Source organism: Marinifilum fragile, assembly GCF_963677365.1.
GTDB classification, from domain to species: domain Bacteria; phylum Bacteroidota; class Bacteroidia; order Bacteroidales; family Marinifilaceae; genus Marinifilum; species Marinifilum fragile.
The window spans coordinates 1,223,054-1,235,569 of sequence record NZ_OY781962.1 but is presented as its reverse complement, the minus strand read 5'-3'; the positions used below and the strand labels follow the sequence as shown (position 1 = coordinate 1,235,569).

Genomic DNA, 12,516 nt, shown 5'->3' with positions numbered 1-12,516 from the left:
AATTAGATATGGAGCTAAACTTCAACGCTTGTAGCATTTAATCTGCCACAGGTTTACTCTAAATCTTCATGATCAAAAGTGCATCAGCCAACAGTGCGAAGAATTAATAACAAAAAAAGTGATTAATATTAAGGCGTGCCAAACGGCATGACGGTTAGACAGGAAAATATGCTGGAATTAATTCTCCAATTACATCAATTAACACTAAAACTTCATGAATCTTTTTTATAGAATACTTATACCTTTAATTTTCAGCATTATATCCTATTATGCTTTTGGACAGCAGAATAATGACAGGTGGGAGAAAACATTTTCGAAAAAAGGAGTCGGATTTGTGCGATTAGGTGACGATTTAGAAACTACAATTACCAACTTGCAGAACTATTTTATTATAGTAGTCGATAGTATCCCTGTTGGGTTTTTTAACAATGGTAAATACGAACAAATATATGTTGCAAAAGACCATAACAACAAAGTAGTATTTAAGTTTACACGATCAGTAACATTAAATACAATTAATTGCATCGAACTTTATTGCGAGTCATATACATCGAATAAGGGTTTAAAAATTGGCTGTACTATTAAAGATGTAAAAGAAAAATACAAGAAACTTAAAGTCAATTATTTCTTTGATTATGGGTTATATGTATATCCCCGCAATACAAATTATGCGTTACGTCTGAGTACCAATTCACTTTCAGGCTCAGCACAAGAACAGGATAATTACGAAGAGGTAACATCTGAATCAATACCAGATGAATTGGTTATTGATATGATTGCTATAGTTGATAAAAATGCTGACTCGAGAAAAAACAAAAAACTTTTAAAACAACAAGATTAACTTATGCCCGTTTGACAGGAAACTACCTCTCAATCTGCCATTACTCATACAATTTTCCCTAGGCAATCCCAATACTCTCCTCTCCCAAATCATTTTGTCTTTTTTTAATAATAACAATCAAAATCATTAAATAATATGTAAGTTTAATCAACGATCTTTAGTGTAAGTTGATAAGGCGCTAGTTTTTCCCGATGGCTATCGGAAACACGATGCCATACCCACGAAACCTTGTGCACCATTTGAAAAAAGCCATAATAATGGAATATAGAGAAAATAAGATAGACGGATTTCTATCCAACTTCATTCGTTGTTTTTGGGAATTTGAAACCCCTACAAAGGATGTTAATTATACCATCTTACCAGATGGTCATTTTGATTTAATATTTGAAATTAAAAACAATGAGCTTTCAAATATTTCTTTAACCGGCGTGTGGACAAAGCCAATTAATGTACAAATTGATAAGGATACAAAACTGATTGGAATTCGATTTAAACTAATTGCAGCAGAGTATATTTTCAAGCAGTCAATGAAAAATATTTTGAATACAACAACCAATTTTCCGATAGATTTTTTTGCGTTGAAAAATTTTCCATTTAACGACTTTGACCTTCTCACTGATCACCTTTTAAAAAAAATTAATTACGGCTTAAAAAAACTGAAAGAAATTGATAGCAGAAAGTTCAAATTATTCGAGCTGCTATATGAAAACAAAGGGAACCTAAGAGTAAATGAATTGGCAGAAAAAACTTTATGGAGCAGTCGTCAGATTAACAGATATTTCAATGCTAAATTTGGATTCTCGTTAAAGACATTTTTAAATATTTTGAAGTGTAATTCTACTTACCGCCAAATTGCAAACGGAAAATTATTCCCGCAACAAGATTATTTCGACCAAGCACATTTTATTAAAGAAATAAAAAAGTATACGGGTACAACTCCCAAAGAACTGTATAAAAATGAAAACGACCGATTTTTACAATTATCAACCCTTATGACTTCATAGTTTTGCTTTTACAACTAACAAAAAGATTAAAAATGAAAGCAAACAAGTTAACACCAAATTTTCAAGTAAAAGACATTAAGGAAACTGTAAACTTCTACCAATCCGTACTAGGGTTTTCTCTTATTATGGCAGTTCCCGAAACCCAAGATGCAATTGAACAATTTGTCGCCGACAACAAAGAGTATGTTTACGCTTTGGTGTCGAAAGACAAGGTAGAAATGATGTTTCAGCGAAGCGATAGTTTTAAGAGTGATGTGAAAATGGCAAAAAATATTTCTTTGGGAGCCTCCGTTTCATTCTATATGGAAATAGATAGTTTGGACAATTTCTATGATGAAATAAAGGATAAAGTTTCAGAAATAACCGAACCAAAACTAGCATGGTATGGTATGAAAGAATTTTACGTGAAAGATCCCAATGGCTACATACTTGGATTTGCTGAGAAATCAGAACAATAAATCGACATTGGATATTGAAAAATTAAACTGATACTAGCAATGTGTATAATGAATAGTAGGTTCCCACCTCGCTTGTTACTCCTCTTATACGGAAAATCATGACCACACCAACTTGAAAAAACAAAATAAGATGAACAAAGAATCTTTCCTTCGAGAATTTATGGATGAAGTTTGGAATAAAAAGAAACTTGAAAAAATTGAGCAATATGTCCATAATGAATATACAATCCATCTCGACCCAGGCGATCCTTGGGAAGGGAAAACATTATCCCATTCCGAATTTAAGAATCGTATGGAATTAGGTTCATTCGAGCCATTTCCTGATATGAATTTTGAAATAACTTTTGCAATTGAAGAAGAAAGTTGTGTGGCGGTCACTTGGATTTTAACAGGAACAAATCTCGGACAAATTGGGGAATACCCTCCAACTAAAAAAGCCATTAATACAAAGGGAATTACCATTTATCATTTCAAAGACAATTTGATAAATGGTCATACTCAGATTTTCGACAGAAAAACAGTAATGAAACAATTAGGGGTTATATAAAGGAAAAATCTTAATGACGGTAACATTGAACTGTTATCCCGATCCAATTCCTGTATCACCAAGAAAATTTGATTTCTTAAAGAATATTCTGGAGAATGAGAAGATTGATTCGACCGAAGAAATTTAAAATAACTAAAGAGACACTATGTAAGGCGTCTCTTTCTTATTATACCTTTATATAGTATTTCTGCATTCTTCATTCCCCGAGTAAGAAGAACCACATATGCGATACTCACCTTTAAAATAGATATTGTTAGCAATATGTCTCCCACTCCAAACTTATCAAGAAGGAAAAAGTCCTATAATTGAAAATATTATTTTAAAAGCATAATTTATTTTACAATAGACTAAAATAAATTATCTTAGTGGTATTCAAAGCCCAACAGATGATAACAGGCTGTTATATCTCTTAAGCTGATGACGAGACATACCGCCGTACTGTTAGGCCAAGCATGATAGTACAACCCATTGATTATCGGATTGATACATTTTATTGTATAAATTTATTTTAGAGATGCTCGAAAAAATTATCAATTTTAGTATCAGAAATAAGTTAATTGTAATATTGTTTACATTAACCCTGACGGGATTTGGCTTATTTTCAATTTATCATATCTCAGTTGGCTCTGTCCCGGATGTTACAAATAACCAAGTTCAGGTTATCACCACATCGGGTAACCTATCCACACAGGAAATTGAGCAATTTATAACCGCTCCGATTGAAATGGAAATGGCAAACCTTCCTGGCGTATTGGAAATACGTTCTATCTCGAAATTCGGAATTTCGATGGTAACCGTAGTTTTTGATGAAAGCATGGGAACTTACCTTCCCAGACAATTAATTGCTGAAAAAATTAAAAGTGCTGCCGGGCAAATACCCGAAAACTATGGCACTCCTGAAATGGGTCCAATTTCAACTGGACTTGGAGAAATATACCAATATATTTTAGACGTAAAACCGGGTTATGAAGACAATTATAGCCCTATGGAACTTCGAACCATTCAAGACTGGATTGTAAAACGCAGGCTATCGGGAATCAATGGCGTAGTGGAAGTCAATAGTTGGGGCGGATACCTAAAGCAATACGAAATTTCAATTAACCCGGCATGGTTAAAAAGTGCCAATGTAAACTTAATGGAAGTTTATAACGCTTTAGAGAATAATAACAATATTAGTGGCGGAGCCTATATTGAAAAAAACAAGCAAAGCTATTTTATCAGGGGCGATGGATTGGCCAAAAGCATAGAAGATATCCAAAACATTGTGATTAAAACCAATGATGGCATTCCTGTTTACATCCGCGATGTTGCTACAGTTCAATTTGGTCATGCCAACCGTTTTGGAGCAATAACAGCCAACGGAAAAGGCGAAACAATCCTTGGTCAGGTAATGATGCTTAGAGATGCCAACTCTAAAGAAGTAATAAAGGCTGTAAAAGAACGAGTTAATGAAATTCAGAATAACCTGCCAGAAGGCGTTTTTATAAACCCAATACTCGAACGCGGCGAATTAATCGCCAAAACATCAGAAACGGTTGTCGAAAACCTTGTCCTGGGTGCAATTATCGTATTTCTCACCGTACTGCTCTTGTTAGGAAATATTCGCTCTGCATTGGTAATTTCCTCGATGATTCCTTTGGCATTGTTTTTTACCATTTCAATGATGTACGTTTTTGGCATAGATGCAAATCTGATGAGTCTTGGTGCGCTGGATTTTGGAATCATAATCGACGGGGCGGTAATTATTGTCGAATTTATTGTGCTGCGGATGAGCCTGATGAGCAAAGAATTGAAAACCGCTCCCGATGATCAACGAAAGCATATGGTAGATGAAATTTCGATAAGAGGTGCATCTAAAATGATGAAATCCGCTATTTTCGGTCAAATCATTATCCTTATTGTTTTCATTCCAATTTTATCCTTACAAGGGGTTGAAGGAAAAATGTTTCAACCTATGGCTTTGGCATTCTCATTTGCCATTATCGGCGCCATGATTATGGGTTTAACATGGTTGCCTGTGGCTTGTTCATTATTCCTAAAGCCCAAGGACATGACTAAAAATAATTTGTCGAAATGGTTATTAGACAAAATTTACGAGCTCTATTATCCAACCATTAAATGGTCGTGTGGACATAAACGGATTGTACTTGGGGTAGCATTGATTTCCTTAATAATTACTGGGATTCTGTTTACAAAAATTGGTGGAGAGTTTGTCCCTACGCTCGATGAAGGTGATTTTGTGATACAACCAGCTTTAAAAACCGGAACATCGCTTTCCGAAACCATAAATATGACTACAAGGATGGAAAACATCCTGATTGACCAATTTCCAGATGAAGTTGAACAAATTGTTTGCCGAATTGGAGCTGCCGAAGTTCCCACCGATCCTATGTCAATGGAAGAAATTGATATGATTATAAAACTTAAACCCAAGAAGCAATGGATAAAGGCGAGTTCGAAGGAACAACTTGCCGGGGAATTTAAAGAGGCTTTGGAAATTATTCCAGGCATTGAATATGAATTCACTCAGCCTATTGAGATGCGCTTTAACGAACTGATTACCGGGGTGCGTGCCGATATTGCCATTAAGCTTTATGGCGAAAACCTTGAATATATCAACCAAAAAGCAAACGAAATCAAAAGCATTGTTGAAGATATTCCAGGTGCCAGTGATGTAATCCTGGAAAAAACAACAGGACTTCCGCAAATTAAAATTGCTTATAACCGACAAAAACTTGCCCGATACAATATGGATGTCAGTACACTAAACACATACCTGTCGGCAGCTTTTGGAGGTAAAACGGCGGGTGTGATTTTCGAAGGTGAAAAACGATTTGACTTAGTTGTTCGCTTGCAAAATAAAAACAGAAAGAACATAAGCGACATTCGTAACCTAATGGTTGAAACTCCACTAGGAGTTCAAGTGCCTCTTTCGGAATTTGCCGAAATTGAATATACCAAAGGACCCGCTAAAATATCGCGTGACAATACGCAGCGCAGAGTTGTGGTAAGCGTAAATGTAAGAAATCGTGATTTACAATCGGTGGTAGAAGAAATTCAACAAAAAATTAATGCCAATTTTAAATTAACACCGGGCAATTATATCGAATATGGAGGTCAGTTCGAGAATCTTAAAAATGCTTCCAAACGACTTGTAATCGCCGTACCTGTAGCCTTGTTACTAATATTTATCTTCCTTCATTTTGCATTTCAATCCTTAAAAGATGCCATTATGATATTTACTGCTATTCCACTAGCAACGGTAGGTGGCATGGTGTTGTTATGGATTCGGGGGATGCCCTTTAGCGTATCGGCTGGGGTTGGTTTTATCGCTTTATTTGGTATTGCTGTGTTAAACGGAATTGTGTTAATCGAACATTTTAAAGAATTACAAAATGAAGGTGTAAAAACGATGCGTGAACTTATTATTACAGGTACTAAAAACAGGTTACGCCCGGTATTATTAACCGCAGGTGCTGCAGCAATGGGTTTTCTGCCAATGGCAGTTTCAACAGGTGCAGGTGCCGAAGTACAACGACCATTGGCTACTGTGGTAATTGGTGGCTTGGTAACATCCACAATGCTCACGCTGATTGCATTACCATTATTATTCGAAATATTTTATAATGTTACAGGTGTTAAGTTTTTCCCATTGCGATTTATAAGATCGAAAACTTTATCAATTATCACATTTTTACTATTTGTACCATCTATTACGGGATTTGGGCAAACACCAGAGCTTATGAATCTTGAGCAATTATCGCAAATTGCTTTAGAAAATAATGAACAAGTTAAAGCTTTTGCTCTGCAAGCAAAACAAGCAAAAGTGCTCACAAAATCTGCTTATACAATTCCCAAAACGCTTATTAGTTATGGATCAGACGAAAATAACATTGCCGAAAACGGTCATCCGCTTAAAGTATGGAGTATTGAGCAAGAATTGGCATTCCCTACACTTTATTCTGCTGAAAAAAAAGTAAAACGAACCGAACAGTTAATCGCCGAATCGCAATACATTCTCGAAAAAAATAAACTGTTAAAAATGCTATCTGTGAGATACTTTGAATATGCACTAATTTCAAAGAAAATTGATATTTATAATGAACTTGACAGTATTTACGGCAAGTTATTGCTACAATACAAAAAAAGACTTGACCTTAAAGATGTTAGCAATTTAGAATACCTGAATATTAAATCAAAGCAAAATGAAATTGGTGTTTTGCTTGAAAAGTTTCAGAATCAACTTGATATTACTTTTCAGAAACTGAAAACCATCGTGAATTCACCCAATGAATTTAGCTTGCCAAAATGCTGTGAGTTGCACCCATACGGTACATTCAATGCCGATTCTCTTGAGATTTTCAACTATTATAACTTGCAAACAGAAAAAGCAACCTCGCTTGTTAAGGTTGAAAAAAACAAATTATTACCTAATCTTAAATTCAATTATTTTCTGGGGTCAAATTCTTACTATCAAGCTAAGACTTACCACGGATTTGAAGTAGGAATTGCAATACCTGTGTTTTATGGAAGTCAAAAAAGCATGTTGCAGTCGGCAAAAATAAACCTTGAAGCTGAACAGAATAAAAAAATCAGTATTACTAAACAAGTAAAAGCAAAGTTTTATGAATTAAATGCTTTATTAGTTCAAAGTAAAAACCTGATTGAACGATACGAAAAAAATGAATTGCCCCTTGCCTCTGAGATAAAACGCACAGCTTTAAAAGCTTATGAATTAAGAGAAATTGATTTCTTCAACTTTGCAAATAGTTTAGAATCAGCATTAAAAATTGAATCGGGCTATTGCGATGTCTTGTTCAATTACAATAAAAATTATCTAGAATTAAAGTATTTTACAAATTGATAGTAGCATGAAAAATTTATACATCATTTTAAATACACTCTTCCTTTTTGCAGTAGTTTCATGTAAACATGAAGTTAAAAACGAAGTACAAACTGATGAAAACCTTGTTGAAATTTCGAAAGCACAGTTTCAGGAAGAAAACATGGTATTAGGGAAAGTAGAAAAAACAGAGATAAAAGAGCAGGTGGCTTTTTCAGGTAAGATTGTTCCCAAAATAAATGGGATTGCTAAAATAAGTGTACCAGTACCAGGAAAAATTATATCTGTTCAGATAAGAGATGGGCAATATGTAAATGCCAATGAAAGCTTGCTAGAGATTGGAGGAACCGAGTTAATTGATTTACAACAGGCTTTTGCTTCGTCATCGGCCAAAATAAAACAGTTAAAATCAAACTATGATAAAGCAAAAAAACTTTTTGATGAAAACATTAAAACAGAAACTGAGTATTTACTTGCTGAAAGTAACTACAAAGTTGAACTGGCAAATTACAATGCTTTAAATGCAAAGCTTCAAAATATTGGATTAAAGCCAGCAAACATTATAAACGGAAAATATGTTTCACGCTATAGCATTAAATCTCCTATTGCAGGTCAAATAAGCGAAATAAACGTTATCAACGGACAAAATGTAAACACAGAAACTGAAATCATTGAAATCACAGATAAAACCAAAACCGAATTGCATCTCACCTTATTTGAAAAAGATTACCAGAAAATTAAAATCGGACAAAAAGTTCAATTTTGGGGCATAGACAAAAATACGTCTAAATCTCTTGCAACAATAGTTCGAATTGGAGGCAAGCTAAATTCAAACTCAAATACAATCGATTGCTTTGCTTCAATCTCAGACAAAGCAAGTACTTTTGCTATCAACCAAATGGTAAATGGAGAGATTATTGTATCTTCAGATTCTGTACCAGCAATTTCTCAAACAGCAGTTTATACTATTGGAGATAATCACTATGTTTTAATCAAAAAATCAGAAGGCGAAACCAATTATCAGTTTGAAAAAAAGAAAATAAGCACCGGAAAATCCTCAGATGATTATATTGAAATTTTAGAAATTATTAAAGAAGAAATATTGATGAATGGGACCTATAACATTAGTATAGAATGAAGAAATGCTATCGCCTAACGAACTAGTATACATGCCCAGGTTCCACTCTGCTGGAAAACCTTAGCTGTAATTAAAAAGATATAAAGTATGACAAATCGATTAAAATTTTTCATTCTAATTCTCACAACAATCTTAACGTCATTGTCGTGTAAAAATGAAACCCAAAAGAAAAATCAAACAACGCAAACCAAAAATACGGAAAGTGTTGCTATAACAGGTAATTATGTGTCTGACGGTTATGTAAATCGTAAACATGGAAGTGATTGGATATCGGTAGCTGTTACTAAGCTTAATAATGACAAGTTGAACATCTCAGTCCGTTCACGAGCCGATATAAAAAAGCCTACTTGTACTTTTGATGCAGCTGCACAAAAAGTTGATGATAAAACCTATGAAACTCAAATTGACGGAAAAAGCGTTTTATTCCTATTTTTAAAAGACGAATTATCTATAAGTACTAAAAACGAAGCTGATAAAGATTTACTCTATTTTTATTGTTCTGGTGGGGCAAGTATTGCCGGAACATATCAAAGAATTGACGAAAAACTTGACGAGACTCAAATCGATAAAACACAATTCAGTAGAGTCCTTAATTTACAAAGTATTGGATTTAATATTTCGAGTGTAGTTAAAGATGGAAACAATCAGTTAACAGTTTTAACCTTTGGCCTACCACATGATTACAATGAAATTTTTGACATTGGAAATAACATAATAGTCAATGCTGAAGTTGAAGACTTAAATGCCGATGGTTCACCTGAACTAGTTGTTTTTGCCCAAAGCCAAGACAAATCCAAAAAAATAACAGTTTATGCATTTTCGGTAAACAACCAAACATCAATGAGTCAAGTCTATTTTCAACCAACCGAAGAAAACAAAAAAATAAACAATGGTTACAATGGAAATGATGAGTTTGCTTTAGTAGAGAACTATTTGGTACAACGCTTTTCTATCTACAAAAACGGGAACAAAACAGATAAAATGAAGCAAATACAATACAAATTAATTAACGGAGAAGCTTCTCGAAGATTTGAAATCGCCAAAATAAGTGAATATGATATAAAATAACACTAATAAATTAGGTTCTCGGCTAGATCATTATAGCCTAGCTGAGAACCTCTCACCCATCCTGGTAAGAATAATCTATCCGCAAAATATTTTTTATCAGGCATTCATTTGCTCACTCCTTTCGTTACCCTCCTTCAATTTTTGCCTACTCTACTTCAGCACGTTTCACTAAAATAGTGCTAGAATGTTAAGCTTGACAAGAATATCATGACCTCCCCCTCAACATTTGGTCAACATTCATGATAATACAAATATTAAGATTTTTTACACGCAACCTATACCACATTTCACCATCATTCAATAGAATAAAATCAATAAAAAATGAATCAAAGAATATTATTTTCAGCACTAATATTATTCACACTAGTGCTACAATCTTGTTCTTCATATGTGAACAAGATATTTTGGGTTGGTGGCTTTAAAACTGAATGTTCTGCAGGAGCAGGAAAAATGCAATGTCTCAATGTAAATAGATCAGAAAGTTTGGACAATCCTAATTGGGAGAATTTCTACACTAATATTAAAAATTTCGAATTTGAAGAAGGATATCTCCAGAAAATAAAAGTAAAAGAAACAAAATTAGAAGAAAATAAAGTTTCTGCTGATGCTTCAAGCTTAGAGTATGAACTTATAAAGGTATTGGATAAACAAAAAGATATTCGCACGGAATTAAATGGCGAATGGACTTTAATAAAACTCAATGATGCTCATATAAATAGAATGGTGGCCATTCCAACAATGACCATTAATCTTTCTAATAATTTAGTCTCTGCCAATGGTGGATGTAATAATTTTAGAGGTCGAATACAATCCCTGACTAGCTCAAAAATATCTTTGGGAGCAGTTGCTGGCACAAAAAGAGCTTGTATTAAAAAAAACATCGAACCTGAGTTTATCGAAGCCTTGAATTCCATTGCAACATATCAAATAAAAGGCGAAACGCTCGCTTTTTATAATGAAAGTGGAAATAAAGTTCTTGATTTTATAAGGGGACAAGGCAACAAACCAAATTCAAATCTTCATGACATATGGATAACAACAAGAATAAACCAAAATCCTATCAACCGAATGTCTCCAGTGCCAAGATTGGAAATTAATTTATCTGAAATGAAAATTATGGGAAATGATGGTTGCAATGACTTTACAGGAGAAATAGAAGAAGTTTCTACGAAACAGTTGAAAATAGGAAATATTGCTTCAACAAATAAAATGTGTCGAAATATGGAGACAGCCCAATCTTTTAATAAGGCACTGAATCAAGCTACCTATTACAAATTAGATGGATTGAATTTGATTTTGTTTAATAACGAAAATAAAGAAGTATTGGCTTTTTTGAAAGGAGATTAAAATAAACGGTTGTAAGCAACATGACTGTTGTATAATAAAAAATAAGAAACTAGCCTTAACAACATGTGAGTTCACATGTTGTTAAGGCTTTATTTTTATAGACCTGAATTCTATTGGAATTGTTCCGTAAATTTGGTTAAGACCCTCAAATTAAGTTGAGAGTGGGAAACTGGAAAACAACTTCTCTTGTCAAAGCTTATTTCTGCTATTTTTATTTGTAAGTTAAGCAATTACAATTGCTAAGTGAAGATTTTATTGTTAGATTTATGAACAATGAGGCTCCCTCGAATATTTTAGGAGTGATGAGGTGATAGTCTTAAATCTCCCTGTACCAATATTAAAAGGCATTCTGACATGAAAATCGGACTAAATATATTATTGATATTATTCCCGAATTTGTTACTTGGACAGATCAATTTAAGGCCTCCTATTGATACCTCCTTGGTTTTCTTACCAAATATCATTTCCACAACTAACCTTGAGCATAGTGGTCCTTCGATAAATATTGACAATAATTTGATTTGTTGGTCTATGTGGGAGCGACCTAAACCTGTGAATCCAAGACAGATTATCAAGATTCTGAATTACATTTGTGATACAGTGCCAATAAGCATAGAATTTTCTAAAAAATATTCAGATGGTGGACCCATTTGGATTAACCAAAATAAAATACTTTTCTATTCAATAAGACCGATTAACAAAAATAAACCAGATGAGCTGATTAATGATCTATGGATATGTGAGAAAATTGATAGTAATTGGTGCGAGCCATATTGTTTAAACTTTTCGCAGTATACGAGATTTGCCGTCTCTCCATCCATAACAAATTCCGGAACAATATATTTTGTTGGATATGCTGATAGTGTAGAGAACAACATGGGGATTTATTATTCTATACTGGGGAATTCGGGATATGAAAAACCTAAGTTTCTTCCGTCAATGATTAATTCAAAGTATTTCGATTGGACTCCATTTATTGCCTATGATGAATCATATTTGATTTTTTCATCGAACAGACCTGAAAGTAAGTATAAGAATGGTGATTTATATATCAGCTTCAAGGATAAACACAATAACTGGTCGGAACCAATTCATATGGGAGATAAAATAAACACAGATAAACAAGAAAGATTTCCGAGTGTATCAAAAGAATTGGGGATTTTATTTTTTACAAGAGCAACAGACTCAAATTACGATGACATATTTTGGATTGATTCAAAAATAATAGAAGATATAAGAGAAAGACAAATAAAACATGCACTAAAATAAC

Annotated in this window: 9 protein-coding genes; all 9 read left to right on the top strand. The window is 33.7% G+C overall.

Annotation, left to right across the window (positions count from 1 at the left end; all coding sequences use genetic code 11):
* Window positions 1–214: 214 nt before the first annotated feature.
* The 9 genes from ACKPCA_RS04760 to ACKPCA_RS04720 all read left to right on the top strand — a co-directional run bounded on the left by ACKPCA_RS04760 (window position 215) and on the right by ACKPCA_RS04720 (window position 12,515).
* Window positions 215–841, top strand: coding sequence for a hypothetical protein (locus tag ACKPCA_RS04760; RefSeq protein WP_321281691.1), 627 nt, complete (start codon window positions 215–217; stop codon window positions 839–841).
* A 257-nt stretch (window positions 842–1,098) separates the two neighbouring features.
* Window positions 1,099–1,845: an AraC family transcriptional regulator gene (locus ACKPCA_RS04755; protein WP_321281690.1), complete on the top strand. Its 747-nt coding sequence runs from the start codon at window positions 1,099–1,101 to the stop codon at window positions 1,843–1,845.
* 32 nt (window positions 1,846–1,877) lie between these two features.
* Complete coding sequence (locus ACKPCA_RS04750) at window positions 1,878–2,303, top strand: VOC family protein (RefSeq protein ID WP_321281689.1); 426 nt, start codon at window positions 1,878–1,880, stop codon at window positions 2,301–2,303.
* A 130-nt stretch (window positions 2,304–2,433) separates the two neighbouring features.
* Window positions 2,434–2,850 carry an ester cyclase gene (locus ACKPCA_RS04745; protein WP_321281688.1) on the top strand — a complete coding sequence of 139 codons (417 nt, stop codon included), beginning with the start codon at window positions 2,434–2,436 and terminating at the stop codon, window positions 2,848–2,850.
* 514 nt (window positions 2,851–3,364) lie between these two features.
* Window positions 3,365–7,714, top strand: coding sequence for a CusA/CzcA family heavy metal efflux RND transporter (locus tag ACKPCA_RS04740; RefSeq protein ID WP_321281687.1), 4,350 nt, complete (start codon window positions 3,365–3,367; stop codon window positions 7,712–7,714).
* A 7-nt stretch (window positions 7,715–7,721) separates the two neighbouring features.
* Window positions 7,722–8,831, top strand: coding sequence for an efflux RND transporter periplasmic adaptor subunit (locus ACKPCA_RS04735; protein WP_321281686.1), 1,110 nt, complete (start codon window positions 7,722–7,724; stop codon window positions 8,829–8,831).
* Between the two features lie 87 nt (window positions 8,832–8,918).
* A complete protein-coding gene (locus tag ACKPCA_RS04730; RefSeq protein WP_321281685.1) occupies window positions 8,919–9,899 on the top strand; it encodes a hypothetical protein in 981 nt (326 codons plus the stop codon).
* Between the two features lie 321 nt (window positions 9,900–10,220).
* Window positions 10,221–11,246, top strand: coding sequence for an META domain-containing protein (locus tag ACKPCA_RS04725; RefSeq protein WP_321281684.1), 1,026 nt, complete (start codon window positions 10,221–10,223; stop codon window positions 11,244–11,246).
* A gap of 354 nt (window positions 11,247–11,600) precedes the next feature.
* Window positions 11,601–12,515: a hypothetical protein gene (locus ACKPCA_RS04720; RefSeq protein WP_321281683.1), complete on the top strand. Its 915-nt coding sequence runs from the start codon at window positions 11,601–11,603 to the stop codon at window positions 12,513–12,515.
* The last annotated feature ends 1 nt before the right edge of the window (window position 12,516 follow it).

What these genes read in the sequence shown, in the direction of transcription:
- ACKPCA_RS04760 (WP_321281691.1), top strand. Translation starts at nt 215, where the DNA reads ATGAATCTTTTTTATAGAATACTTATACCTTTAATTTTCAGCATTATA.
- ACKPCA_RS04755 (WP_321281690.1), top strand. Translation starts at nt 1,099, where the DNA reads ATGGAATATAGAGAAAATAAGATAGACGGATTTCTATCCAACTTCATT.
- ACKPCA_RS04750 (WP_321281689.1), top strand. Translation starts at nt 1,878, where the DNA reads ATGAAAGCAAACAAGTTAACACCAAATTTTCAAGTAAAAGACATTAAG.
- ACKPCA_RS04745 (WP_321281688.1), top strand. Translation starts at nt 2,434, where the DNA reads ATGAACAAAGAATCTTTCCTTCGAGAATTTATGGATGAAGTTTGGAAT.
- ACKPCA_RS04740 (WP_321281687.1), top strand. Translation starts at nt 3,365, where the DNA reads ATGCTCGAAAAAATTATCAATTTTAGTATCAGAAATAAGTTAATTGTA.
- ACKPCA_RS04735 (WP_321281686.1), top strand. Translation starts at nt 7,722, where the DNA reads ATGAAAAATTTATACATCATTTTAAATACACTCTTCCTTTTTGCAGTA.
- ACKPCA_RS04730 (WP_321281685.1), top strand. Translation starts at nt 8,919, where the DNA reads ATGACAAATCGATTAAAATTTTTCATTCTAATTCTCACAACAATCTTA.
- ACKPCA_RS04725 (WP_321281684.1), top strand. Translation starts at nt 10,221, where the DNA reads ATGAATCAAAGAATATTATTTTCAGCACTAATATTATTCACACTAGTG.
- ACKPCA_RS04720 (WP_321281683.1), top strand. Translation starts at nt 11,601, where the DNA reads ATGAAAATCGGACTAAATATATTATTGATATTATTCCCGAATTTGTTA.